Annotated in this window: 20 protein-coding genes; 10 read left to right on the plus strand and 10 right to left on the minus strand. The window is 46.1% G+C overall.

Annotated features, from left to right (window positions below):
- Positions 1 to 93: 93 nt before the first annotated feature.
- Positions 94 to 441 (minus strand): RidA family protein, encoded by a 348-nt coding sequence (locus DUN60_RS13020; protein WP_102370802.1) that lies wholly within the window; start codon positions 439 to 441, stop codon positions 94 to 96.
- A gap of 87 nt (positions 442 to 528) precedes the next feature.
- Between DUN60_RS13020 and DUN60_RS13025 the strand changes: the two genes are divergently transcribed.
- A complete protein-coding gene (locus tag DUN60_RS13025) occupies positions 529 to 777 on the plus strand; it encodes a DUF3624 domain-containing protein (protein ID WP_102495480.1) in 249 nt (82 codons plus the stop codon).
- Positions 778 to 1,038: 261 nt separating this feature from the next.
- On the opposite strand, the gene argH is transcribed toward DUN60_RS13025, so the two are convergent.
- The 4 genes from argH to argC all read right to left on the minus strand — a co-directional run bounded on the left by argH (position 1,039) and on the right by argC (position 6,392).
- Positions 1,039 to 2,913, minus strand: a complete 1,875-nt coding sequence (argH, locus tag DUN60_RS13030) for an argininosuccinate lyase (protein ID WP_004729676.1) — start codon at positions 2,911 to 2,913, stop codon at positions 1,039 to 1,041.
- Between the two features lie 348 nt (positions 2,914 to 3,261).
- Entirely contained in the window at positions 3,262 to 4,473 is a 1,212-nt protein-coding gene (locus DUN60_RS13035) for an argininosuccinate synthase (RefSeq protein WP_009848894.1), read from the minus strand.
- Positions 4,474 to 4,586: 113 nt separating this feature from the next.
- On the minus strand, positions 4,587 to 5,375 hold the full coding sequence (gene argB / locus DUN60_RS13040; RefSeq protein ID WP_114634074.1) for an acetylglutamate kinase: 789 nt from the start codon (positions 5,373 to 5,375) through the stop codon (positions 4,587 to 4,589).
- A 12-nt stretch (positions 5,376 to 5,387) separates the two neighbouring features.
- Positions 5,388 to 6,392 (minus strand): N-acetyl-gamma-glutamyl-phosphate reductase, encoded by a 1,005-nt coding sequence (gene argC, locus DUN60_RS13045; protein ID WP_017077605.1) that lies wholly within the window; start codon positions 6,390 to 6,392, stop codon positions 5,388 to 5,390.
- Between the two features lie 153 nt (positions 6,393 to 6,545).
- Between argC and argE the strand changes: the two genes are divergently transcribed.
- The 3 genes from argE (at position 6,546) to DUN60_RS13060 (ending at position 11,484) form a co-directional block, all read left to right on the plus strand.
- Positions 6,546 to 7,682, plus strand: a complete 1,137-nt coding sequence (gene argE, locus DUN60_RS13050) for an acetylornithine deacetylase (RefSeq protein WP_114634075.1) — start codon at positions 6,546 to 6,548, stop codon at positions 7,680 to 7,682.
- A 252-nt stretch (positions 7,683 to 7,934) separates the two neighbouring features.
- Positions 7,935 to 10,571, plus strand: coding sequence for a phosphoenolpyruvate carboxylase (gene ppc, locus DUN60_RS13055; RefSeq protein ID WP_017091990.1), 2,637 nt, complete (start codon positions 7,935 to 7,937; stop codon positions 10,569 to 10,571).
- 373 nt (positions 10,572 to 10,944) lie between these two features.
- Positions 10,945 to 11,484: a PadR family transcriptional regulator gene (locus DUN60_RS13060; RefSeq protein WP_065207413.1), complete on the plus strand. Its 540-nt coding sequence runs from the start codon at positions 10,945 to 10,947 to the stop codon at positions 11,482 to 11,484.
- A gap of 115 nt (positions 11,485 to 11,599) precedes the next feature.
- Here the strand turns inward: DUN60_RS13060 and metF are convergent, their stop codons facing one another.
- The 3 genes from metF to DUN60_RS13075 form a co-directional block, all read right to left on the minus strand.
- Positions 11,600 to 12,499 (minus strand): methylenetetrahydrofolate reductase, encoded by a 900-nt coding sequence (gene metF, locus DUN60_RS13065; RefSeq protein ID WP_004729683.1) that lies wholly within the window; start codon positions 12,497 to 12,499, stop codon positions 11,600 to 11,602.
- 275 nt (positions 12,500 to 12,774) lie between these two features.
- Positions 12,775 to 15,186: a bifunctional aspartate kinase/homoserine dehydrogenase II gene (locus tag DUN60_RS13070; protein ID WP_004729684.1), complete on the minus strand. Its 2,412-nt coding sequence runs from the start codon at positions 15,184 to 15,186 to the stop codon at positions 12,775 to 12,777.
- Between the two features lie 2 nt (positions 15,187 to 15,188).
- Complete coding sequence (locus tag DUN60_RS13075) at positions 15,189 to 16,370, minus strand: O-succinylhomoserine (thiol)-lyase (RefSeq protein ID WP_029224093.1); 1,182 nt, start codon at positions 16,368 to 16,370, stop codon at positions 15,189 to 15,191.
- A 208-nt stretch (positions 16,371 to 16,578) separates the two neighbouring features.
- Here DUN60_RS13075 and metJ point away from each other — a divergent pair, with 208 nt between their 5' ends.
- A complete protein-coding gene (metJ, locus tag DUN60_RS13080) occupies positions 16,579 to 16,899 on the plus strand; it encodes a met regulon transcriptional regulator MetJ (RefSeq protein WP_004729686.1) in 321 nt (106 codons plus the stop codon).
- 199 nt (positions 16,900 to 17,098) lie between these two features.
- Here the strand turns inward: metJ and DUN60_RS13085 are convergent, their stop codons facing one another.
- Both DUN60_RS13085 and rpmE read right to left on the minus strand, forming a co-directional pair.
- Positions 17,099 to 18,388, minus strand: coding sequence for a malic enzyme-like NAD(P)-binding protein (locus DUN60_RS13085; protein ID WP_054548226.1), 1,290 nt, complete (start codon positions 18,386 to 18,388; stop codon positions 17,099 to 17,101).
- 331 nt (positions 18,389 to 18,719) lie between these two features.
- Positions 18,720 to 18,938, minus strand: coding sequence for a 50S ribosomal protein L31 (rpmE, locus tag DUN60_RS13090; protein WP_004729688.1), 219 nt, complete (start codon positions 18,936 to 18,938; stop codon positions 18,720 to 18,722).
- A 332-nt stretch (positions 18,939 to 19,270) separates the two neighbouring features.
- Here rpmE and priA point away from each other — a divergent pair, with 332 nt between their 5' ends.
- The 5 genes from priA (at position 19,271) to hslU (ending at position 25,555) form a co-directional block, all read left to right on the plus strand.
- Complete coding sequence (priA, locus tag DUN60_RS13095) at positions 19,271 to 21,472, plus strand: primosomal protein N' (RefSeq protein WP_114634076.1); 2,202 nt, start codon at positions 19,271 to 19,273, stop codon at positions 21,470 to 21,472.
- Between the two features lie 240 nt (positions 21,473 to 21,712).
- Positions 21,713 to 22,717, plus strand: coding sequence for a DNA-binding transcriptional regulator CytR (gene cytR, locus DUN60_RS13100; protein WP_004729690.1), 1,005 nt, complete (start codon positions 21,713 to 21,715; stop codon positions 22,715 to 22,717).
- 122 nt (positions 22,718 to 22,839) lie between these two features.
- Positions 22,840 to 23,379 (plus strand): cell division protein FtsN, encoded by a 540-nt coding sequence (ftsN, locus tag DUN60_RS13105; RefSeq protein ID WP_029222060.1) that lies wholly within the window; start codon positions 22,840 to 22,842, stop codon positions 23,377 to 23,379.
- A gap of 228 nt (positions 23,380 to 23,607) precedes the next feature.
- Complete coding sequence (gene hslV / locus DUN60_RS13110) at positions 23,608 to 24,156, plus strand: ATP-dependent protease subunit HslV (RefSeq protein ID WP_004729692.1); 549 nt, start codon at positions 23,608 to 23,610, stop codon at positions 24,154 to 24,156.
- 58 nt (positions 24,157 to 24,214) lie between these two features.
- Positions 24,215 to 25,555: an HslU--HslV peptidase ATPase subunit gene (hslU, locus tag DUN60_RS13115; RefSeq protein ID WP_004729693.1), complete on the plus strand. Its 1,341-nt coding sequence runs from the start codon at positions 24,215 to 24,217 to the stop codon at positions 25,553 to 25,555.
- Positions 25,556 to 25,686: the final 131 nt, after the last annotated feature.

Consider the following 25,686-nt stretch of genomic DNA (forward strand, 5'->3'; position numbering starts at 1 on the left):
CAGCTAAACCAAAACTTAACCGTCATTCCAGAACCGAGGGACGAGGTATCTGGAATCTCTTGAAGCCATTACTTGTCGCTAAAGGCTTAGCGATTACTTCTCAGCAGCAATCACAGAGATCTCAACAAGTAGCGCTTCGCGAGCCATGTCGCCCGTCACACATGCGCGAGCTGGAGCGTGACCTTCTGGAACCCATGCATCCCAAACTGCATTCATTTCTTGGAAGTCTTTCATGTCTTTCAAGTAAATCGTTGCTGACAGCATGTGTTCCTTGTCGCTACCCGCTTGCTCAAGTAGGGCTTCTACTTTATCTAGCATCGTCTGTGTTTGCTCAGTGATGTCTTTGGTTGCATCAGCACACACTTGGCCACATAGGTAGATAGTGCCGTTGTGTTTCACAATACGGCTCATGCGTTGTTTGGTGTCTTGGCGCTCAATCATCGACTTTCTCTCTCTGTGTCACCGTGATCCAATATCTTGTGACGTGTTATTATCAAGGCAACAAGCATAACGCGAATCAAACCCAAGATGACATGCATTCATTGCAATAAAAGTGAAAAAATCCGTAACAAACTCGGCCGCTGCCAGCGCTGCATGAATCAGCTGATGGTGTTGTCGATTTTAAGTTGGGGAGCATGGTGGTTGTTTTTCAAAGAAGACCCAAAAACCATCAATGCCATCGCTTTGATGATGGCCGCTTGCGCATTCAGTGGCTTGCTGTCGTTACATTGGATAATGAAGTTTGTCGTGCTGCCTTTAAGGAACAAAAAGCGTTAACAGAGAGGCTTTGCTAGATAAGTGATAAAGGCTAGATAAGCGATAAAGGCTAGATGCCCAATTAAATGACCCGACTTAGCAAGCCATCATCATTTCCCAAACAGCAGATAGAAAAAAGCCCCAGAACCAATCGATTCTAGGGCTTTCTTAGAAAATTCTAAGAAAAAGCAGTGGTACTTTAATAGACCGGACTTTTCTTAATTTGTTCCCAAAAAAGATCAATTTTTTGATCTTTTTTTTAGGGACTATAAAATCAATGCTTTATGCAACATTAACCTTAGCGATGATCTGCTCTACCAAGTTCACTTCCAAGGCCACTTCATCACACGCGTGTTGACGAGGACACTGGTCACAATCTTTCAGCACCTTCTCAGGTAGCAGAGATTTTGATGTCGGTAAGAAGTCATGCTTCATAAAGAACTCTGGAGTACGAGTCAGTACAAACACCTTCTTAATGGCCATTTGTCGTGCTTTATCAACCAAGTGCTGCACAATCGCTGTACCCTGCCCTTGACCTTGCCACCCAGCCTCAACACCGAGCGAGCGAATTTCCGCTAAACCAGAGTCATACACATAGAGTGATGCACAACCGGTCACCTCACCATGATGCTCTGCGACAGCAAACGAGCCAATATCACGCACCAGTTCATTACGAGAACGAGGTAGGTTTTCACCCATATTCGCCCAGTAGGCCACCATGCCTTCCAACGCTTCAATATCCGTCAGACGAGCAGGACGAACCTTCACGATGGAAGTGTCACGCTGTGATAAACGCTTCTCAGCTTGGTCAACCGCGTAAGCCACTTGCTGTGGTGATACACCGCCTAGCGCGCTACGTTTTTCAAGACACGATTCAATGGTCAGGATGTCATACACATCCTCTTCAATCACCTCAGAGAACTCTTTCATCTCTGCGATGGTTAACTCTTCTAATGCGCAACCTTTAGCAATCGCCGCCACTACCGTCACACCAACAATATGGTGAGCTTCACGGAAAGGAATGCCTTTCGCTACTAGGTAATCAGCCAGTTCGGTTGAGTTCGCGTAGCCTTGTTTCGCTGCTTCAAGTGTACGTTCGCCGTTCACTTTAATGCCGTCAAAACAAAGAGCAGCCATTTCCATACAATCATTCCAAGTGTCTAAAGCGTCGAACAGACCTTCTTTATCTTCTTGCATATCTTTGTTGTACGCCAAAGGCAGGGCTTTCACTGTCATCATCATTGCGGCTAATGAACCATAAACACGGCCAGTTTTGCCACGGATAAGTTCGAGCGCATCCGGGTTTTTCTTTTGTGGCATCAGAGATGAACCTGACGTCACGGTATCCGCTAACTCGATGAAGTTCGATTCACCTGAGTTGTAGAAAATCATATCTTCTGCAAGACGTGAAAGGTGAAGCATTGAAATAGAAGCGATCGACATCAGCTCCATCACATGATCACGGTCAGAAACTGAATCTAGAGAGTTGCGCGTAGCACGACGGAAACCTAAGTTGTGAGCTAACTCTTCACGGTCCATCGGGTAAGCAGTTCCTGCAAGGGCACCAGAACCCAGCGGACATGTATCTAGACGCTTAATCGCATCATTCAAACGTGAGTAATCACGCTCAAGCATTTCTACGTAAGCCAAACACCAGTGAGCAAAAGTTACCGGCTGAGCACGTTGTAAGTGAGTGTAGCCAGGAAGCACGGTTTCTTGATGCTGAGAAGCGACATTCACCATTTGGCTTTGCAGACGATCAAGCGCTAGTAGCAGTTGGTTACCTTGTTGACGACACCATAGTTTAAGGTCGGTCGCCACTTGGTCATTACGAGAACGGCCAGTGTGAAGTTTTTTGCCCAAATCACCGACTTTACCGATAAGTTGTTGCTCAACCCAGCTGTGAATATCTTCTGCATCAGAACGTAAGATCTGTTCAGGATCTTCCATCACCTCGAGTTTTAGCTCGTTCAGTGCTAGCTCTAGTCTTTGCTGCTCTTCTTCTGTTAGAACGTTGACCGACTGAAGAGCCTTTGACCAGGCAATAGAGCCCACAATGTCTTGCTCAGCCAATCGGTAATCAAAACGAAGAGAATCGTTAAAATCTTTGAACCGGGTGTCTGCTGCTTGGGTAAATCTACCGCCCCATAATGCCATTGTGTATCTCCTAATTGCACAGTGCTCACTGTTTTTTGCAAATGATAATTCTGATTAAGATTCAGTATTTTTCTGATGGTTTAAACTTACGGCAATTCAAAATGAAAATAAAGTATTAATTCATTATTTTCACATATTTATTCACCACAGGTTCATTCCCTTGATTATTTTCAGCGTGGAGCGCGAATTATATGCCATTCGACAGTAAAAACCGAAGCTGATTTATTAAACAAACAGAAAGCAAAAAGCCCACTCACTAATCAATAGTAAATGGGCTTTGCATAATGATGTCTGTTTACTGGCCTTCAACCTTTCGCTAAAGGCTAGCTCACTAACTCATTGTTCGGATTACTTTTGGCTATTCAGAGCACGGATACGGCTTGATAGCGAGTAAAGACGGATGAAGCCTTCAGCGTGGCTTTGGTCGTAAACTTCATCTTCGCCAAAGGTTGCAAACTCTTCTGAGTACAAGCTGTTGTCAGAACGCTTCTGAGTCACCGTTGCATGGCCTTTGTAAAGTTTGATAACCACTTCACCATTCACGTCTTGTGCTAGCTCATCTGTTGCTGCAAGAATTGACTTACATAGCGGAGTGAACCAACGGCCATCGTATACAAGGTGAGAAGCTTTAACACCCAACTCTTCACGGAATTCAAATGCCGCTTTATCAAGAACCAATTGCTCTACTGCACGCAGTGCTTCCATCATGATTGTGCCACCTGGAGTTTCGTAACAACCACGAGACTTCATACCAACAAGACGGTTCTCTACGATATCGATACGACCAACACCGTGTTTAGCACCCTTCTCGTTTAGGTAAACCAGCGCGTTGTATGGCGTCATTGTTTCGCCATCAACCGCAACCACTTCACCTTTTTCAACTTTAAGCGTCACTGTTTCAGATTCGTTTGGCGCTTGCTCTGGGTCTACAGTCCAAGCCCAGCAATCTTCATCAGGTGCGTTCCATGTGTTTTCTAGAACACCACCTTCTGTAGAGATATGCCATGCGTTTGCATCACGCGAGTAAATCTTGGTAAGAGAAGCCGTACAAGGGATGTTACGCTCTGCGAGGTAATCTAGACACTCTTCACGACTTACTAGATCCCATTCACGCCAAGGTGCAATTACGTGTAGGTCTGGTGCTAGTGCAGCAAATGCACCTTCAAAACGAACTTGGTCATTACCCTTACCTGTACAACCGTGACATAGAGCGTCAGCACCGACTTTACGTGCAACTTCAACCTGAGCTTTCGCAATGATTGGACGAGCCATTGAAGTACCTAACAAGTATTTACCTTCGTAGTAAGCACCTGTTTTAAGCGTTGGGTAGATGTAATCTGCCACCATCTCTTCTTTAAGGTCAGCGATGTAACACTCAGACGCACCAGAAGCTTTTGCTTTCTCTTCGATTCCAATCAGCTCTTCATCGCCTTGGCCTACATCAGCAACAAATGCGATAACTTCGCAGTCATAGTTCTCTTTCAACCATGGGATGATTACTGATGTGTCTAGACCGCCAGAGTAGGCTACTACAACTTTCTTTACGTTAACTTTGCTCATTTTCTTTCTCCTAGTTTCCATACTGCACATGGCGGTCAGCGTTGGAAATGACTTCATAATTATATGTTTATTTAGTTTGTCTAAATTCTTTAAGTAGTGACCCGCTGTGAGACCTACTGAGGTAAAAACTGTGTTCCGATGCTCTTACCTGAAAAAAGTTGTGTCAGTTTGTCTGGGTATCGCCAAGTGGCGACTTCGATTGGTCGTCCGAGGTCGTTAGCAGCTTCTAGTGCGGCTTTAACCTTAACGATCATGCCGTCAGTAATGACTTTTCCTGTGATGAGGTCATCGGCTTGTTGTTGATTCAGACTTGGAATCAGATGACCTTTACCATCCAACACACCACTTACATCAGAAAGCAGTACCAGTTCAGCATCAAGTGCGCCTGCAACGGCAACCGCGGCTTGATCGGCATTAACGTTCATCAGTTGGCCTTGCTCAGTCAAACCAATCGAGCTAATGATTGGCAGTGCGCCAGCATTAAGAATCGCTTGCAGGACGGTTGAGTCGCCCGGCTCCGCTTTACCTACTGCACCTAATTCAGGGTTCAGCTCGCTGACTTTACATAGACCACCATCAGCTAGGCTCAAACCAACGGCGTTGATGCCGTCTTTAATCGCCTGACCTTGAAGCAATTTGTTGGCCGTGCCCGCTAGCGCACCAGCGATCAAAGGAATCTGATCATAAGGAGTAACACGTAGCCCTTCTTTCTTAACGGTTTCAAGGTTCAACTTATTCATCAAATCATCAACAAGGTAACCACCGCCGTGAACAATCACGATTGGTCGCTGTGCCTGCTGTTGGTAAGCTGAAATCGCACCAAATAACTTGCTAAGTGTTTCACCACAAGATAGCGCAGCGCCACCTAACTTTATGATTAATGGTTGATTATTAGGGCTCATATCTAGATTTCCTTACACTAACGCAGTTAATGGTGCAAAACCATAACGTAAATTCAAACACTGCATCGCTTGACTAGATGCACCCTTTAATAAGTTATCAATCGCTGAAACAACGATGATGTGCTGACCTTGTACCTTCCAACCTAAATCGCAGAAAGGTGTTTGTTCTACATCTTGAATTCTTGGCAATGTTTCTTCGAGTAATCTCACAGCTGGTTTACCTTGATAAGCTTGCTCGAAGGCCTCTTGTATCTGTTGTTCTGTCACACCGTCAGCCAGTTTCATGGTAATGGTCGCTAAAATGCCACGCTTAAAGTTGCCTAGGTGCGGGGTGAAAATCACATCACATCCTAGGTGTGCAGCCATTTCAGGTTGATGACGGTGGTTGAATACACCATAAGCTTGCAGACTTACTTCGCAGAAGCTGTTGACCATACTCGCCTTGCGGCCTGCTCCGGTTACACCACTGGTTGCGTTAATCACCGGCCATTGGTTCTCATCCAGTAACTTTGCTTCAACCAAAGGCTTAATCGCTAATTGAGAAGCTGTTGGGTAACAACCCGCAACTGCAACAAGCTGAGCCTCTTTGATTTCTTGTTCGTTCCATTCAGCTAAACCGTAAGCAGCTTTGTCTAGCCATTGTTCGTGTTGATGTTCAAAACCGTAAAACTCTTGATAGAAGTTTTCGCCTTTAACTCTGAATGCACCCGACAGGTCGAACACTTGGCAATCGTTCTCAAGGAAGATTGGCGCTAGGTCGTGACTTACCTCGTGTGCAGTGGCTAAGAAAATCACATCAGACTGTTTAGCCACTTCTTCTGGATTCGTTAAAGGTTGCACTGGCATATCAATCAGGCCAGCTAACTTACCGTGCAGTGCAGCGATAGGTTTGCCTGCATCTACACTATTGGCTGAGACATATAAACCTGATAGCGTGAGCTCAGGGTGTCTATTTATCATTAGAGCCAGTTCTGCTCCTGTGTAGCCGCTTGCGCCAATGATCGTGGTTTTCAACATCTCAACACATCCATTCTTGAGGTAAGTTACATTTCAAATTTGACTATTCATACTTAATTTTTAGCTTTATTTGATTTCTTATGCATTAAATATGATTTAATATGTGTTTTACCGACTTATGGTTTTCCTGTCAATAGTAGAAGTGAAGTTATTATGCAATTACCGAGTTTTCTTGAGGTCTATAAAGGCCTAATTTCCACCGACTCCATTAGCTCCACCGATCCAAGCTGGGATCATGGCAACGAGAAAGTGATCGAAAAAATGGCTCAATGGTTTAAAGACGTGGGCTTTAGTGTTGAGGTGGTAGAGGTCGAACCCGGCAAGCATAATATGGTCGCAAAGATTGGTTCTGGCGAAGGGGGCTTATTGCTTGCAGGACACAGCGATACGGTGCCATTCGATGAAGGACGTTGGAACTTCGACCCTCACGAACTGACAGAACACAACAACCGCTTCTACGGATTAGGCACCGCCGATATGAAAGGCTTTTTCGCTTTCGTTTATGAAGCTGCGAAGAAGATGGATTGGAGCAAGCAAACCAAGCCGCTTTATGTATTGGCAACCTGTGACGAAGAAACCACTATGCTAGGTGCACGTCATTTCACTGAAAATGCACCGTTTAAACCGGACTACTGCATTATTGGTGAGCCAACCAGCCTTGTACCTATTCGTGGTCATAAAGGCCATGTCGCCAACGCAGTACGAGTAACCGGTAAATCAGGTCACTCTTCAGATCCCGCTTTAGGCGTTAACGCCATCGAGATCATGCATGAAGTGTTGTTTGCTTTAATGCAGCTGCGTGACAAGTTAGTCAAGGAGTACCATCACCCAGGTTTTGCGATTCCAAGCCCTACTCTAAACCTTGGTCATATCCACGGTGGCGACAGCGCTAACCGTATCTGTGGTTGTTGTGAACTGCACTATGATGTTCGTCCTTTACCGGGCATCAGCTTAGATGGCTTGAATAACATGCTGCGTAGCGCACTGAAAGAAGTAGAAGCAAAATGGCCGGGCAGAATTGAGATTACTCCACTGCACGAACCTATTCCGGGTTACGAGTGTCAGCACGATCATCCATTTATTGGTGGCATGGAATCGGTATGTGAAACTGAATCTCAAACCGTGAACTACTGTACTGAAGCACCTTTCCTTCAAGAGTTATGTCCAACCTTGGTGTTAGGTCCAGGCTCAATTGACCAAGCTCACCAGCCGGATGAGTTCTTAAGCTTCGATTTTATTGACCCAACAATTGATGTTCTGAGTAAATCTATCCGTAAATATTGTTTCTAGTTATTACTTCTCAATCCGAATATTCACATAAAAGCCACCCTAAAAAGTGGCTTTTATTCTGCCATCCCTGATATAGCCGCAATCTTGTAATTAAATTTCACTTTTTCCCTAAGTTTTGAAAAATTTACTTCTCCCGCATTTTTAAACCTAATAATTGCAAACTTAGAATGCTTTATTTGACTAGATACAGCACTTTTCGCTAGATTGTGTACTTAACAAGGAACAATGGATGTAATTTTTTTACGAGGCAGGATGACAATGAACGAGAAATACGCCGCTCTCAAGAGTAACGTAAGCATGCTGGGACGCTTGCTAGGTAACACAATCCAAGATGCACATGGTGACGTTATCTTAGAGAAAGTGGAGACTATCCGTAAACTTTCCAAATCCGCCCGCGCAGGCAACAAAGCTGACCGTGACAGCCTAGTTGAAGAAATTAAAAACCTGCCGAACGAACAACTCACTCCTGTTGCTCGTGCATTTAACCAATTTCTCAACCTCACCAACATGGCAGAGCAATACCACACCATCTCTCGCCACTGTGAGGAGCATGTTTGCGAACCAGACGTGCTGCAATCTCTATTTTCTAAACTAAATCAAAATGACATCAGCAAGCTAGACGCGGCTCAAGCCGTTCGCGACCTGAACATTGAACTCGTTTTGACCGCTCACCCAACAGAAATCACTCGTCGAACCATGATCAACAAGCTGGTTAAGATCAACGAGTGTCTGTCTAAATTGGAATTAAGCGACCTATCACACAAAGAACGCGTGAAAACAGAACGTCGTCTAGAGCAGCTTATCGCTCAAGGTTGGCACTCTGATGTGATTCGTCAGCAACGCCCGACACCACTTGATGAAGCTAAGTGGGGCTTTGCGGTTGTAGAAAACTCTCTATGGGAAGCCGTGCCTGATTTCCTACGTGATATGGATGGCCGACTAAAAGGTTACCTTGGTGAAGGCCTACCAATCGATGCACGCCCAGTTCACTTCTCATCTTGGATGGGTGGCGACCGCGATGGTAACCCATTCGTAACGCACACCATCACCAAAGAAGTACTGCGCCTATCTCGCTGGAAAGCCGCTGATCTGTACCTAGGTGACGTGAACGAGCTGATTACCGAACTGTCGATGACGAAGTGTAATGATGCCGTTCGTGAATTGGCTGGCGATGAGCACGAAGCTTACCGTGCAATCCTTAAGAGCCTACGCACTCTGCTGAACAACACGCTAGAAGTGCTTGACGCAAAACTGCATGATGCTGAAGTACCGAAGAAAGAAACACTACAGAACATCGACCAACTTTGGACACCACTTTACGCGTGTTACCAATCGCTGCACGAATGTGGCATGGGCGTAATCGCGGATGGTTCTCTGCTTGATACCCTACGTCGCCTAAAAGCATTCGGTGTGCATTTAGTTCGTCTCGATGTTCGTCAAGAAAGTACACGTCACTCAGATGTCCTATCTGAACTGACTCGCTACCTAGGCATTGGCGATTACGACCAGTGGAGCGAGCAAGACAAGATTGCTTTCTTAACCAATGAATTAAGCTCGAAACGCCCACTGCTACCGCGCGACTGGGAGCCATCTGAACAAGTCAAAGAGGTTTTAGACACCTGTAAGGTCGTTGCTGCTCAACCTCGCGAAGCCTTTGGTGCTTACGTAATTTCTATGGCTCGTACAGCATCGGATGTGCTGGCTGTTCACTTGTTGCTCCAAGAATGTGGTTGCCCGTACCGCATGGACGTATGTCCATTGTTCGAAACGCTGGACGACTTGAACAACTCAGAAGCAGTAATGAAACAGCTAATGAGCATCGATTTGTACCGTGGCTTTATCCAGAACCACCAAATGGTGATGATTGGGTATTCTGACTCAGCGAAAGATGCCGGCGTAATGTCTGCAGGTTGGGCTCAATACGACGCGATGGACAAGCTGGTTAAGGTTTGTGATGAAGAAGGCATCGAACTGACTCTATTCCACGGCCGTGGCGGTACAGTTGGTCGTGGTGGTGCGCCAGCGCACGCAGCCCTACTTTCTCAACCACCTAAGAGCTTGAAAGGCGGCTTACGTGTAACAGAACAAGGCGAGATGATCCGCTTTAAGCTTGGCTTACCAGATGTTGCCGTAAACAGTTTCAACCTGTACGCAAGTGCGATTCTAGAAGCGAACCTTCTGCCGCCACCAGAACCAAAGCAAGAGTGGCGCGACCTAATGGAAGTGCTTTCTCAAGTTTCTTGTGAGGCTTACCGCAACGTTGTTCGTGGCGAAGAGAAATTTGTACCTTACTTCCGTCAAGCGACACCAGAGCTAGAGCTCGGCAAACTGCCACTCGGTTCTCGCCCAGCAAAACGTAACCCGAACGGTGGCGTAGAAAGCTTACGTGCGATTCCATGGATCTTCTCTTGGAGCCAAAACCGTTTGGTACTTCCAGCATGGTTAGGTGCAGGTGAAGCTATCCAATACTCAGTCGATCAAGGCCATCAAGCGCTACTTGAAGAGATGTGTCGTGAATGGCCATTCTTCTCTACTCGTCTAGGTATGTTGGAAATGGTGTACTCTAAGTGCAACATGGAAATTGCGAAGTACTACGACCAGCGTCTTGTTGATAAAGAACTACTGCCATTAGGTGAGTTACTGCGTGAACAGCTGCAAAAAGACATCAAAGCGGTACTAAATGTAGAGAACAACGAGAACCTGATGCAAAGTGACCCTTGGGGACTTGAATCGATTCGCCTTCGTAACATCTACGTTGAGCCACTAAACATGCTTCAAGCAGAACTACTTTACCGTACTCGTAAGTGTGAAACACCACCAGCAGAGCTAGAAGAAGCACTAATGGTGACGATTGCAGGTATTGCAGCAGGTATGCGAAATACTGGTTAATTAGTGATCCCTACTATAACCTAATCAGCATTTACATCTACAAAAAGAACAAAAGGTCGCCATGTGCGGCCTTTTTATTTCACCAGATAACCTCCAGTAAGTATTTTGTCAGTTTTTTGGGTTATTTTGTCCATGTATTCTACTTTATGCTTATTATTTAGATATACTACTGCTCCGCTGCGGAAACACTCCAAAAAAATAATCTGCAGCAACTTGACCTATAAACTGGTCAACCTAGGTGATAAACGGCTTTGTAAGGTGACATAACCAACCGCCGAGTTGGTGCTACTTAGACATAACCAATATAACGTGCCATTAGAAGCACACTTGTTGTCTAAGTATTTGTTTACTGTTTACCATTTGGATTTCAGACATGTCATTACCACACGTAATTCTAACCGTTTTAAGTACACGCGATGCTACTGGTTACGATATCACAAAAGAATTCTCCTCAAGCATTGGTTACTTCTGGAAAGCTAGCCACCAACAAGTTTACCGCGAGCTAAATAAAATGGCTCAGAACGACCAGGTAACTTGCGTGCTTGAGCCTCAAGAAGGCAAACCTGATCGTAAAGTTTACTCTATCACTGACGCAGGACGTAGCGCGCTAGGTGAATGGTTTGAACAACCAACTGCACACCCAACCGTTCGTGACGAGTTCTCAGCTAAGCTAATGGCTTGTGCTGTACAACCAGCTGACGCTTACCGTGTACAACTTGCTGAGCTAGTTGAAGAGTCTCGCAAACTGGTTTCTCACTACAAAGAAATCGAAGCGGCTTACTACGCAACGCCATCTACACTAGACAAGCAAGCACGCCTAGAGCGTTTAACGCTTCGTCGTAACCTACTTATCCGTGAAGCATGGATTGTTTGGGCGGACGAAGTACTGCTTGAACTTGGTGCTCTTGCTTAAGTTAAGCTAGACGCTAGAAAAGCAAAAGGCTTGAACTCTTAGAGTCCAAGCCTTTTTTGTATCTATCGGATTTGAGATTTACAGCAAATAGCGCTTTAACAAGGCTGAAGCTTAATTACAGCGCAGCAACTTGTGGGCGAACACCTAGCGTATGGCAAAGTGCGTAGGTCATTTCTGCACGGTTTAGCGTGTAGAAGTGGAAGTCTTTCACACCTTCACGGCTCAGCGTACGAACCATATCGATCGCTTGGCTCGCACCGACTAACTGGCGGGTCGTTGGATCATCATCCAAGCCTTCGAATTGCTTCGCCATCCAGCCCGGTACTTTTACGTTATTCATCGCAGCGAAACGAGACGCTTGTTTGAAGTTAGAAACAGGTAAGATGCCCGGAACAATCTCAACATCCACACCAGCCGCTACACAACGGTCACGAAAGCGTAGGTAGCTTTCTACATCGAAGAAGAATTGCGTAATAGCACGGTTCGCGCCCGCATCCACTTTACGCTTTAGGTTAATAAGATCAGATTGAGCGCTTTTTGCTTCAGGGTGAACCTCAGGGAATGCCGCTACTGAGATATCAAAATCGTGGCGAGATTTAAGTAGCTCGACTAGATCAGATGCGTACATCTCTGGCGCACCGCCGCCTGCTGGGATGTCTCCACGCAACGCAACAATGCTTTCAATACCATTTGCCCAGTAGTCGTCGGCAATTTGAATCAACTCTTCGCGGCTCGCATCAATACATGTGAGGTGTGGTGCTGCCACTAGGCCAGTTTGGTTCTTAATTTCTTTAATGATTGAGTGGGTACGGTCACGTTCACCCGAGTTTGCACCGTAAGTTACCGATACAAATTTTGGTTGAAGTGTTTTAAGACGGTGAACAGAGTTCCACAAGGTCTCTTCCATCTTCTCACTGCTTGGTGGAAAAAACTCAAATGACACATTGATGTTGTCAGAAAGCTCAGCGATATTCTGATTTAAAGCGTCGATATGACTAGCGTGTGTGTATCCCATCTTACTCTCCCTGTGGCAAAATCAACCACTAAAACTCAAATCCTTAAACGACGTTTAGACGTCTATATGTCTGTAGAATGTATTGAATACGATTTAATGTCAACAGATCCATTATGAATTTTTCTCAAGTAGATCGTGAGTAAAACTCAAGTCGTTAGATGGGTCGCAAAGCAGAAATAATGTAGAAAAAAGGCTGACAAACACATCGTGCTTTCAGCCTTATTTATCTTAGTGAATAGTATGCTATTTAGACACTAAACCAACCGATCTGAAAATCAAAACAGGCTAGACATTCTGTTTAGGTCAGATTGAATTGCGCCAGCTGTTACTTCACGTCCAGCACCCGGGCCACGAATAACCAATGGATTATCTTTGTACCACTTGCTCTCAATCGCAAAGATATTATCACAGGGCAGTAAGTTCGCCAGTGCGTGCTCTTTCGATAGTGCTTCAACGCCTACGGTTGCTTTACCATTCTTCTCCAAACGCGCTACGTAACGTAGAACCTTTTGTTGAGAGTGCGCTTTTTCCAAACGCTCAGCTAACTCTTCGCTCAGCACAGAAGCCTTATCAAAGAAATCATCCACCGATAGCTCTTGCAGCTCTGCAGGTACTAACGATTCAACTTTGACGTTTTCAGGTTCAATATCCAAACCCGATTCACGCGCCAGAATCACCAGCTTACGCATGACGTCTGAACCATCAAGGTCAGCACGCGGGTCCGGTTCAGTCAGGCCTTGTTGCCACGCTAAGTCGACTAACTCGCTGAACGGCACCGTGCCATCAAACTGTTGGAACAACCAAGATAGAGTGCCAGAGAAGATGCCTGATAACGCAATAATATCATCGCCGCTTTCACGCAGGTCTCGTACTGTGTGGTTGATAGGTAAGCCTGCACCCACTGTCGCGTTGTACAACCAATGACGGCTGATCTTAGCGAAAGCATCTTGTACCTGATGGTAATACTCGCTCGATGCAGAACCAGCCACCTTGTTAGCCGAGATTAGGTGGATACCTTGTTGTGCAATTTGCAGATACTTTGCAGCAAGCACTGGGCTAGCAGTGACATCGAGTACTACTGCTTCATCGTAACCCTGAATAGAGCCCAAACGCTCTAACCAGTCGTTACCGTTGTTGGCAATCGCTTCGTCATCAAAACGCTTACCTACAGAAGTCGCATCAATACCTTGGTCATCGAACCAATAGGTTTGGCTATCAACCACCGCAACCAATTCAAAGTTCATCCCACGACGCTTTTCAAGTTCCGCTTTTTGCTCGGAAAACAGGCTTAACCAACTTGAGCCAATATTGCCCTTACCACACAAGGCAATCGCAACACGCTTCTGAGCTTGGAACAGTTGAGAGTGAATGCCTTTCACTAGGCTTGATGTTTCACTCTTACGAATCACGGCTACCAAGCTTAAGCCTGAGTTCGCTTCTGAGATAAACTCAACCGGCGAGCTCTTGAGCTGTTGGTAGAAACCGTAGCAATGGTTCGGGTTCTTAGTCACACCCGCCCCCACTGCAGCAATCAGAGAAAAACCTTCTTTCAGTTTAATCTCAGCTTCAATCGCGTGGTCTTGTAGATATTCTAATGCACCACCAGCGATCTCTTCCGTGTAAGCAAGGCGCAAGCAGTGTTGATCGGGTTCTAATTCATAAGCAAGCGGCTCTAATTGAGCACGCTTAAGCCCTTCAAGGACTTCACTCTCCAGACGGTCGAAATCATGGCCGTGACCAAAGGTCAGTTGCACGATAAGAACTTCATCCAAAGAGGTAATGATTTTTGCACCACGCCCCGATGCCAGTACTCGCTCTATCTGTGTAGAGCCTGCCTCCGGCTGGTAGCTGCAGCGCAAGCTGAGATCCATGGCACTTTGAGCGACAGGCTGTAACGTTCGGCTGTGTAGCACTGGAGCCGCAAGACGAGCTAATTCACTGGCTTCATCAAGGCGAAGCAGAGGTAATAAGCACGCATCCGAAACCAAACGAGGGTCTGCGCTGTATACGCCCGCCACATCACTCCAGATTGTCACGCGTTCAACTTCAGCTAGAGCACCAATCACGGTTGCTGAGTAATCCGAACCGTTACGACCAAGCAGCACCGTTTCGCCTTCGCAGTTCTGAGCCATAAAGCCAGTAATTACCACGCGGCAATGTGCATGCTGCGCCAAGGCTTCTTTAATCAGAGGATAAGAGCGTGCGCGGTCAACTTCAGGTTGAGCACCCGCTTCTGCACGTAAAAAGGCACGTGCATCTTGAGCAACCGCTTGTAAGTCATGCTGGCACAACAACGTCGCCAACAAACGTGAAGACCAAACCTCACCATGACCCAGTACTTGTGCTTTTTGTGCTTCACTCAAAGGAGCCGTTAGCTCACCCAAAGCGGTAAATTCTTGTTGGATGGTTGCCGTTAGTTGCGAGGCGGCTTCACCTTCAAGCAGAGCCTCAATCAGTTCAAGTTGAAACTGACGAAGGGTTTGCAGGCATTCATGAGCAATACGACCATCTTTGTCGAGCGCTTCGACAAACTCAATTAAGCGGTTGGTTGTTTTGCCTGCAGCCGATACCACCACCAAATCCGTCGCTGATGAATATTCTCTAAGAATGTTGACCACGCGTTGGTAACATTCAGGGTTCGCTAAACTGCTGCCACCAAATTTATGTAGCTGGCGAAAGGTTGCCATTATTAAGCCTCCCCTTCAGCAATAAAGCGTTGTGTTTTTTCAAACGCTTGTTTGAGATCGTCGATTAGGTCTTCCGCATCTTCAAGGCCAACAGAAAGGCGCAGTAGTTGTTGAGAAACACCCGCTTCTGCCAATGCTTCTTCGCCCATCGCACGGTGAGTCATCGACGCAGGGTGACAAATCAGGCTTTCAACACCACCCAGTGATTCAGCCAAAGAAAATAGCTCTAACTTATCTACAAAATATTTAAGTGCTTCAAAAGAGCCCGCAAACTCAAAGCTCAACATGGAACCAAAGCCCAACTGCTGTTTCTTCGCGATCTCGTGACCTGGGTGTTCAGGAAGGCTTGGGTGGTAAATAGTGCCCACCAGATCTTGTTGTTGCAGAGCCGTCAGAATTTCACGTGAACTCTCTTCGTGAACACGCATACGCGCACCTAGCGTACGAATACCACGTAGAGTCATGTAACTATCAAATGGTGTGCCGGTCGCACCAATACAGTTGCCCCACCATGCAAGCTCTTCAGCGTGCTCTTCAGTTTTCGTCACTACAACGCCACCAATAACATCTGAGTGTCCGTTGATGTATTTGGTGGTTGAGTGGATAACAAAATCAGCACCCAGCTCTAAAGGCTTTTGGAACACAGGCGTCAAAAACGTGTTATCGACAGCAACCAGAGCACCTACCTCTTTCGCTTTACGGCAAGTCTCTGCAATATCAACCACACGAACCAACGGGTTCGATGGCGTTTCTATTAAGATCAACTTTGGCTTGAGCGCGATCGCCGCATCCAACGCTGCTTGATCCGATTGATCAACGAACAAAACTTTGAAGTCACCTTTTAACGAGCGGGTATTAAACAGGCGGTAAGTACCACCGTAGCAGTCGTGTGGTGCGATAATAAGATCATCACCGCCTAAGAAAGCGGATACCCACAAGTTAAGTGCCGAAGTGCCGCAGTTAGTCACCACTGCACCTTTGCCAGATTCAAGCTCAAACAATGCCGTTTCTAATAAACCACGATTTGGGTTACCAGAACGGGTGTAATCGTACTTTGGCACTTCACCAAAAGCGGGAAACCCATAGTTAGTCGAAAGATAAATGGGTGGGACAACGGCATGGTGTTGCGTGTCTGACTCGATACCAGTACGTACTGCGATTGTTGCTGGCTTCCGGCTGCTCATAGGTGCTTCCTTACAAGTTTTGCGTCTGAGAATCACAGCGGCTTGTCGGCATTCTGCGGCTGTGTTAGATATATGTTATTCACTTTACTTTCATAAATGTGAGACGTCAACACTTCTGGACGTCTATATGTCTTTGCTTATGGCAGTAAATCCCGCTAAAATCACCACTACTAATTTATTCTAACAACTAAAGTGATGAAGGTACGCAATGGCCGACTGGAATGGTGAATACATAAGCCCATATGCTGAGCATGGAAAGAAAAGCGAACAAGTAAAAAAAATTACAGTTTCTATCCCTCTAAAAGTGTTAAAGGTTCTTACTGACGAGCGCACTCGCCGCCAGATTAATAACCTACGCCATGCAACAAACAGTGAGCTACTGTGCGAAGCCTTTCTACATGCGTACACAGGCCAACCACTGCCAACGGATGAAGACCTCCGTAAAGACCGTCCAGACGACATCCCGACTGAAGTGAAAAAGCTGATGACAGAGATGGGTATCGAATTCGAAGCGTTTGACGAAGAATAAAAACAACTCAGTCACTGCCTTCAATATTGATTCGCTATAGCTGAACCTTATTTGTCACATCACCCACTACGTTATCGGTAGCTGCTCTGTGAATGATAGACATAAAAAAACCGACTCCTATGAGTCGGTTTTTTATTATTCTTTTCGCTCAATAGAGCAACAAGCTATTAAGCTATTAAGCTATTAAATTATTAAAGCATTAAGCCATATAGTTAGCAGGCATCTCAATACGAGCTACGCCAGATTCAACGGCCGCTACTGCAACCGCTTTTGCTACGCGAGGAAGTAGACGTGGGTCCATTGGCTTAGGAATGATGTAGCCTTTACCAAACTCCAGTGCAGTCTCACCCGCAGCAGCGAGTACTTCAGCCGGAACTTCTTCTTTCGCTAGTTCACGAATCGCTTTAACCGCAGCCAGCTTCATCTCATCATTGATTTCGCTCGCACGTACATCAAGCGCACCACGGAAAATGAATGGGAAACAAAGTACGTTGTTTACTTGGTTCGGGTAATCGCTACGGCCTGTACCCATGATAAGGTCAGAACGAACTTCATGAGCGAGCTCTGGCTTGATCTCTGGATCTGGGTTTGAACATGCAAACACAACTGGCTTATCAGCCATCAGCGTAAGTGCTTTAGCTGGTAACAGATTAGGACCAGATACGCCCAAGAACAAGTCAGCGCCTTCGATAACATCTTCAAGCGTGCGCTTGTCCGTGTTATTTGCGAATAGCGCTTTGTATTCATTCAGGTCTTCACGACGAGTGTGGATTACACCTTTACGGTCAAGCATGTAAATCTTCTCACGCTGAGCGCCACACTTGATCAGCAGTTCCATACAAGCAACCGCCGCTGCGCCAGCACCTAAACAAACGATCTTACACTCTTCAAGCTTCTTACCTTGAAGCTCAATCGCGTTCAGCATACCTGCAGCCGTTACAATCGCTGTACCGTGTTGGTCATCGTGAAAAACAGGGACATCACAACGCTCAATCAGGCGACGCTCAATCTCAAAACAGTCAGGTGCTTTGATGTCTTCTAGGTTAATACCGCCGAATGTATCTGCGATATTCGCAACCGTATCAACGAACTCATCGATTGTGCGGTGTTTTACTTCAATATCGATAGAATCTAAACCAGCAAAACGCTTAAACAGTAGCGCTTTACCTTCCATAACAGGTTTAGAAGCAATAGGGCCAAGGTTACCTAGGCCAAGAATCGCTGTACCGTTAGAGATAACTGCAACCATGTTGCCTTTACCTGTGTACTTATAAACGTTATCAACGTTCTGTGCGATCTCGCGAACAGGCTCAGCCACGCCTGGGCTGTATGCAAGTGCTAGGTCTTCTGCAGAATTTGCAGGCTTCGTCAGTGCTACGGCTATTTTGCCTGGAATTGGGAACTCATGGTAATCAAGAGCTTGCTGACGGAATTGTTCTTGAGGCGATAACGCTTGAGAGGATTGATCTTGGCGGCTGTCTTCAGACATAGGTGTAGGTTCCTAGGATATTATTATTTGGGGATCTTGTTCATGTTAATAGATGTACTTCAAAGTTCCTAGGTGGTTAAAGCCTCTGTCTCATTAAAAAACGAGATTTCACTACTAATAAGACCAGTGAGCAGTTGAAATTACTGTCGCTTGTTGAACTTTCGAGCGGATTTCGAGAGTGGAGTATTGGGTGTAAGTTATGAAACAAAACTCAAGCGGGTTGCCTGTCGTTTTCGAGAAGTTGATGGTTGAATATGATTCAGCGTTTTCTTAGATTTCAGGCAACAAAAAAGGACACCGAAGTGTCCTTTTTATGTCTAAATAGCGAGAATTACTTCTTGCTAGAAAGAGCACCGAAACGCTTGTTGAAGCGATCAACACGGCCGCCAGTATCTACGATACGTTGCTTACCAGTGTAGAATGGGTGACATTTGTCACATACGTCTAGGTGGATAGATTCTTTTGCAAGCGTTGAGTTGAACTCAAATGTGTTGCCGCAAGAACAAGTTGCAGAAACTGCTTTGTATTCTGGGTGGATACCAGTTTTCATGGGATAACCTCAAGTAGGCCGTGTCGCTATACGATTCTAAGCCGCACACCACACGTAGTTAAAAAATAAAATAAAGACACCGCTGCATCACTAAACTGCGATAAAGCCATACCTTTAAGGCGCAGTATAGTAATGAATCTATAAGGCAGGATCAACTGATTTGATACATTTTTCACCAATAGCCTCTTTTATTTCCTTTGTCGGCCTGAGATTTCGGGCTTTCGTTATCTTCCTGCGTTAACTCGATACTCTCATCCAAACTGCTCCTCGAATTTAACGCCCTTATCCATTAGACTGTTCGCTCTCGTCAACTCAGATAAAGCTGTCCCTTTATGCGTCCAATGATTGCCCGCGTGGCACTGCCTGTTCCACTAGACAAGCAGTTCGATTACAAGATTCCTAACCACCTATTCCCGATTATTGGTGGACGAGTATCTGTGCCTTTTGGACGACAAACCTTAACAGGTATTGTTACAGCTCTGGTTAACGAATCTGAATTCGAGCTAGACAAGCTCAAGCCCATTAAAGCCTTATTAGACAACCAACCTGTTTGGCCAGAATCGGTCTACTCACTCTTGGTATGGTGCAGCCAGTTCTATCAGTATCCACTGGGTGAAACCTTGGCTAATGCTCTACCAAGCGCTTTACGAAAAGGCAAAGCTGCCGACTTCGCAACGCTTGTCGAGTGGCAATTGACCCCATCAGGCAGAGATCAACTGATGCAAGGCTTTGGTCGTGCGGTTAAGCAAGCCAAAGTGATGCACATGCTTGAACACGGCCCTGTTCCTCATCAAGAGTTCATTGACGAGGAAGTAGGCAGCGCGGTGCTTAAGACTTTGGAAGAGAAAGGTTGGATTGAGTCGGTAGAGAAAAAGCCAAAGCGCCAGCCGTGGCCCGTTGAACTTGAAAACGAACAAGACAAGCCGAAGCTCAATGCTGAACAAGCGATCGCGATTGCGACAGTAAATAGCCAAACCGATTTTAGTTGCTTCTTGCTAGAGGGGGTTACCGGCTCAGGTAAAACCGAAGTCTACCTCAATATGATCAAGCCGATTCTCGAGCAAGGTAAACAAGCATTAGTCTTGGTACCGGAAATAGGCCTCACTCCACAAACGATTAATCGCTTTAAGCGTCGTTTTAATGTGCCTGTTGAGGTGATTCACTCTGGATTAAACGATTCTGAACGATTGAATGCTTGGTTATCAGCACGTGACAAAATAGCGGGCATTGTGATTGGTACGCGCTCGGCTCTGTTCACGCCGTTCGCTGATCTGGGAATTATCATTGTCGATGAAGAGCACGACGCCTCTTATAAGCAGCAAGATAGCCTACGCTACCACGCTCGTGATGTCGCGATCATGCGTGCTCATAAAGCACAGATTCCGGTTGTGTTAGGCTCGGCGACTCCGGCCTTTGAAACGCTGCACAACGCACAGAACGGTAAATACAGTTACCTCACCCTGACCTCACGTGCAGGTGTCGCGCTGCCGACCACCAATAAAGTGTTGGATGTGAAGGGTGAATATCTAGAAAGTGGCTTGTCTGCTTCTTTGATTGCTGAAATGCAAAGACACCTCAAAGCGGGCAACCAAGTGATGTTGTTTCTCAACCGCCGTGGGTTCTCTCCCGCATTGATGTGTCACGATTGTGGTTGGACAGCGGAATGTAAGCGTTGTGATGCCTACTACACCTATCACCAATACAGCAATGAGATGCGCTGTCACCACTGTGGCTCTCAGCAGCATATCGTGCACAATTGCCAAGGCTGTGGTTCAGCGAACTTAGTGACGGTGGGTGTTGGTACCGAACAGCTAGAGGCTCAACTTGGTCAGCTATTCCCTGAATACAAAACCATTCGTATTGACAGAGACAGCACCCGCCGCAAAGGCAGCTTAGAAAGTGCGCTCGAGTCGATTCGTAAAGGTGAATACCAAATTCTTATCGGTACACAGATGCTTGCTAAAGGTCACCACTTTCCTGACGTGACACTTGTGGCGTTATTGGATGTGGACGCCTCTTTATATAGTAGTGACTTCCGCGCCTCTGAACGGTTGGCGCAACTGTTTACTCAAGTCGCCGGTCGAGCAGGCCGTGCCAGTAAGCCGGGTGAGGTTATCTTACAAACTCACCATCCAGAACATGGCTTGTTACAAGCGTTGCTGCACAAAGACTATAACCACTTTGCACAAACCGCATTGGCCGAGCGTAAACAAGCGATGCTGCCACCTTATACCTTTATGACTCTGTTTAGAGCGGAAGCCAATGACACACGTTTGGTGGAAGAGTTCTTGCGTCAGGTTCGTCATACATTAGAATCGCACCCCTTGTTTGACCAATATTGCATGGTTCTAGGCCCCACCCCAGCGCCACTGGCCAAGCGAGCGGGTAAATCACGCTGGCAGTTGATTCTACAAACTCAGACTCGTTCGTTAATGCAGAAGTTATTAATGAGTGCGAAGCCGGCAATTAATATGTTACCTGCTGCGAAAAAAGTCCGTTGGTCACTCGATATTGAGCCGCAAGATTTGAGCTAAACCTACTTGGGTTAAAACTAATGATAAGTTTGTTCACAAATATTTCATATTTCTCGTGAGCAACCTCACACTAGTCATGTGATTTTTGTTAATCTAGCCGTAACTTTACACGGATGAAACGAATAAAATATTGCAATAAAAAAAGTGTTAGCAACACTTTCATAATATCTATTCGATTGTATTAATTATTCACGCCTTAAATACTTAGGCGACAAAGGAACTTAAAAGAGGGTTTAATTTATGGCGACAATGAAGGATGTTGCCCAGCTAGCAGGCGTCTCAACGGCAACAGTATCACGTGCATTGATGAACCCTGAAAAAGTCTCGGTTTCTACTCGTAAACGAGTTGAGACAGCAGTGCTTGAAGCTGGATACTCACCCAATACATTAGCTAGAAATTTACGTCGCAACGAATCAAAAACCATCATCACTATCGTTCCTGATATCTGTGACCCTTACTTCGCCGAAATCATTCGTGGTATCGAAGATGCCGCTGTAGAGAATGACTACCTCGTTCTACTGGGTGACAGTGGTCAACAAAAGAAGCGTGAGTCTTCATTTGTTAACTTGGTCTTCACAAAGCAAGCAGACGGTATGCTACTGCTTGGCACTGATCATCCGTTTGATGTCAGTAAGCCTGAGCAAAAGAATTTACCGCCAATGGTTATGGCGTGTGAATTCGCACCTGAGCTTGAACTGCCAACGGTTCACATCGACAACCTAACCTCTGCATTTGAAGCGGTGAATTACCTCGCTCAGTTAGGTCATAAGCGCATCGCTCAAATCTCTGGGCCAACGACTGCAACCCTGTGTAAGTTCCGTCAACAAGGCTACCAACAAGCATTGCGCCGCGCTGGAGTATCAATGAACCCAGCTTACAGCACTGTGGGTGATTTCACCTTTGAAGCGGGTGCGCAAGCGGTTCGTCAATTACTAGCACTTCCTGAACAACCTACAGCGATCTTCTGTCATAACGATGCGATGGCGATTGGTGCGATTCAAGAAGCGAAGAAGCTAGGTTTACGTGTTCCTCAAGACCTATCGATTGTTGGCTTCGATGACATCCAATTCGCTCAATACTGCGATCCACCGCTAACCACTATTTCTCAGCCTCGTTATGAGATTGGACGCCAAGCGATGCTGATGATGCTTGATCTATTGAAGGGCAACGATGTGCAAGCAGGTTCGCGTCTGCTTGAAGCTAAATTAGTCGTTAGAGGCAGCACCGCACCACCTCGAATGTAACCCTCAGAAATACCCTTATAAATCTGCGGCACATTTTGATGTGCCGCTTCCATTTCTGCACTATTATCCTCGCGCAATCTGGATTACCATGAGGACAGAATCAGCAACTATTGAATTGTCTTGTGGCTAATAGAGATTATGTAAAGCGCGGTCGTGGCACGAAAAAACCGACCAAGAAACAAGCCCCTCGCCGTAAACCTTGGCGCAGTGGTCTTTTGGCGATCCTCCTTGCAGGTGGTTTTGGTTATGGACTTTACTTATTGAGTAATGATCCTGAGCCGCCAGCACCAACACCTGTGGCTACCAAACCAAAACCTAAGCCAAAACCAGCGAAAGTGATTCCACCGCCTCCAGAAGAGAAGTGGGACTACGTTGAAACGCTGCCAAGCCGCGAGATTGAAGTTAAAGCCAAAGAGCAAGAGATCTCTAAGATCCCTTACGTGATGCAGTGTGGCGCTTACAAAACGTCAGCACAGGCAGAAACGCGCAAGTTAGATATTGCGTTCCAAGGTATCTCGAGTGAAATCCGTAAAAAAGACGGCAGTAGCTGGTACCGTGTGGTTCTAGGGCCATACAAGTTGAAGCGTGACGCCGAGCGCGATCGCCATAAGCTGCAACGGGCGAAAATCGAACCTTGCGCTATTTGGAAAGACACCGATTAGATTTAGATTTAGCGATAGTCGCAGTCTTAATCTTAGCAAAAGCCGAAAACCAAACTCCGAAAGCCTCCCATTGTGGAGGTTTTCTTTTATTTACTCCCTTTAGTCAGTTTTCCTTACAACTTCCGCCGATAAGTTGCGCGACATCACTCGCCCTTCCTTGAATTATCCGAGCACCATCCTCATATACTTTTTATACCCAAAGATAAGAAATATTAAGAGGCCCTACTCGTGACTACCATTGTATCTGTACGTCGTAATAATAAAGTCGTCATCGCGGGTGATGGACAAGTATCTCTAGGCAATACTGTAATGAAGGGCAATGCCCGTAAAGTACGTCGCCTATACAACAATAAAGTACTGGCAGGTTTTGCTGGCGGTACGGCAGATGCTTTCACGCTATTCGAAAAATTTGAAAGCAAGCTGCAAATGCACCAAGGCCACCTAACCAAAGCTGCCGTTGAGCTGGCGAAGGATTGGCGTAGCGACCGTGCTCTACGTAAATTAGAAGCACTGCTAGCAGTCGCAGATGAAACCGCTTCACTGATCATTACTGGTAACGGTGACGTAGTTCAGCCAGAGAACGACCTGATTGCGATCGGTTCGGGCGGTAACTTCGCTCAAGCAGCAGCGACTGCACTATTAGAAAATACTGATTTAGATGCGCGTGAAATCGCAGAAAAATCGCTGAACATTGCTGGCGATATCTGTGTATTCACCAACCATCACCACACTATTGAAGAACTAGAAAGCACCGTTGAGCTGCCAAAGCCAGAGTAACGACCGCTTCCATCAATAACGTTGTATTCAACAGTGATTAAAGAATTAAGGAAAAACCATGTCTGAAATGACTCCTCGCGAAATTGTTCACGAACTCAATCGCCACATTATCGGCCAAGACAACGCTAAGCGTTCAGTGGCTATCGCACTGCGTAACCGCTGGCGTCGTATGCAGCTTGAAGAAAGCCTGCGTGTTGAAGTATCACCAAAGAACATCCTTATGATTGGCCCAACGGGTGTGGGTAAAACTGAAATTGCTCGCCGTCTAGCGAAACTCGCTAATGCGCCGTTCATCAAGGTAGAAGCGACTAAGTTCACCGAAGTTGGCTACGTTGGTAAAGAGGTTGAGACCATTATCCGTGATCTAACGGACGTTGCGATCAAGATGACGCACCAACAAGCGATGGAAAAAGTACAGTACCGCGCTGAAGAACAAGCTGAAGAACGCATTCTTGATGCCCTTCTACCACCAGCACGTGATGCTTGGGGTCAGAACGAGCAATCAACGGAAGACACCACCTCTTCAAACACTCGTCAGATTTTCCGCAAGAAACTGCGTGAAGGTAAGCTAGACGACAAAGAGATCGAGGTCGATGTAGCCGCACCGCAAATGGGCGTTGAAATCATGTCACCTCCGGGTATGGAAGAGATGACCAACCAGCTGCAAGGCATGTTCCAAAACCTAGCGGGCGACACCAAGAAAAAGCGTAAGATGAAAATCAAAGACGCATTCAAAGCACTGACGGAAGAAGAAGCTTCAAAGCTTGTAAACCAAGAAGAGCTAAAAGAGAGCGCGATTTTCAACGCTGAAAATAACGGCATCGTATTCATCGATGAGATCGACAAAATCTGTAAGCGTGGCGACAGCTCAGGCCCAGACGTATCTCGTGAAGGTGTTCAGCGCGACCTACTGCCTCTAATCGAAGGCAGCACAGTATCAACGAAACACGGCATGGTTAAAACTGACCACATCTTGTTTATCACATCAGGTGCTTTCCAAGTAGCTAAGCCATCTGACCTGATCCCTGAACTGCAAGGTCGTCTACCAATCCGCGTAGAACTTGAAGCACTATCAGCACACGACTTCAAACGTATTCTTACTGAACCAAAGGCGTCACTGACAGAACAGTACATTGCCCTGATGAAAACAGAAGATGTTGGCATTGAGTTCACTGAAGATGGCATCAACCAAATTGCAGACGCAGCATGGCGTGTGAACGAAACTACTGAAAACATCGGTGCGCGTCGTCTACACACAGTCATGGAGCGCCTAATGGATGAAATTTCATTTGACGCAACAGACCGAGCAGGCAGTAAATTGCTGATTGATGAAGCTTATGTAATATCTAAGCTTGGCGAGCTCGTGGAAGACGAAGACCTAAGTCGCTTCATCCTGTAGCACACAAAACTCCAACTTATTGCTCTATCTCAAAGAAATAGCAGCTAATAAGCGAATTCAAGGCCCACTTTCGAGTGGGCTTTTTATTACCCGAAAAATGGGCGTATACTCAAATCACAGTTTGAAACGAA

The sequence above is a fragment of the Vibrio splendidus genome, assembly GCF_003345295.1.
Taxonomy (GTDB): Bacteria; Pseudomonadota; Gammaproteobacteria; order Enterobacterales; family Vibrionaceae; genus Vibrio; species Vibrio splendidus_K.

Coding starts and splice junctions, on each gene's coding strand:
- DUN60_RS13020 (WP_102370802.1), bottom strand. CDS start 441: ATGATTGAGCGCCAAGACACCAAACAACGCATGAGCCGTATTGTGAAA.
- DUN60_RS13025 (WP_102495480.1), top strand. CDS start 529: ATGACATGCATTCATTGCAATAAAAGTGAAAAAATCCGTAACAAACTC.
- argH (WP_004729676.1), bottom strand. CDS start 2,913: ATGGCATTATGGGGCGGTAGATTTACCCAAGCAGCAGACACCCGGTTC.
- DUN60_RS13035 (WP_009848894.1), bottom strand. CDS start 4,473: ATGAGCAAAGTTAACGTAAAGAAAGTTGTAGTAGCCTACTCTGGCGGT.
- argB (WP_114634074.1), bottom strand. CDS start 5,375: ATGAGCCCTAATAATCAACCATTAATCATAAAGTTAGGTGGCGCTGCG.
- argC (WP_017077605.1), bottom strand. CDS start 6,392: ATGTTGAAAACCACGATCATTGGCGCAAGCGGCTACACAGGAGCAGAA.
- argE (WP_114634075.1), top strand. CDS start 6,546: ATGCAATTACCGAGTTTTCTTGAGGTCTATAAAGGCCTAATTTCCACC.
- ppc (WP_017091990.1), top strand. CDS start 7,935: ATGACAATGAACGAGAAATACGCCGCTCTCAAGAGTAACGTAAGCATG.
- DUN60_RS13060 (WP_065207413.1), top strand. CDS start 10,945: ATGTCATTACCACACGTAATTCTAACCGTTTTAAGTACACGCGATGCT.
- metF (WP_004729683.1), bottom strand. CDS start 12,499: ATGGGATACACACACGCTAGTCATATCGACGCTTTAAATCAGAATATC.
- DUN60_RS13070 (WP_004729684.1), bottom strand. CDS start 15,186: ATGGCAACCTTTCGCCAGCTACATAAATTTGGTGGCAGCAGTTTAGCG.
- DUN60_RS13075 (WP_029224093.1), bottom strand. CDS start 16,370: ATGAGCAGCCGGAAGCCAGCAACAATCGCAGTACGTACTGGTATCGAG.
- metJ (WP_004729686.1), top strand. CDS start 16,579: ATGGCCGACTGGAATGGTGAATACATAAGCCCATATGCTGAGCATGGA.
- DUN60_RS13085 (WP_054548226.1), bottom strand. CDS start 18,388: ATGTCTGAAGACAGCCGCCAAGATCAATCCTCTCAAGCGTTATCGCCT.
- rpmE (WP_004729688.1), bottom strand. CDS start 18,938: ATGAAAACTGGTATCCACCCAGAATACAAAGCAGTTTCTGCAACTTGT.
- priA (WP_114634076.1), top strand. CDS start 19,271: ATGCGTCCAATGATTGCCCGCGTGGCACTGCCTGTTCCACTAGACAAG.
- cytR (WP_004729690.1), top strand. CDS start 21,713: ATGGCGACAATGAAGGATGTTGCCCAGCTAGCAGGCGTCTCAACGGCA.
- hslU (WP_004729693.1), top strand. CDS start 24,215: ATGTCTGAAATGACTCCTCGCGAAATTGTTCACGAACTCAATCGCCAC.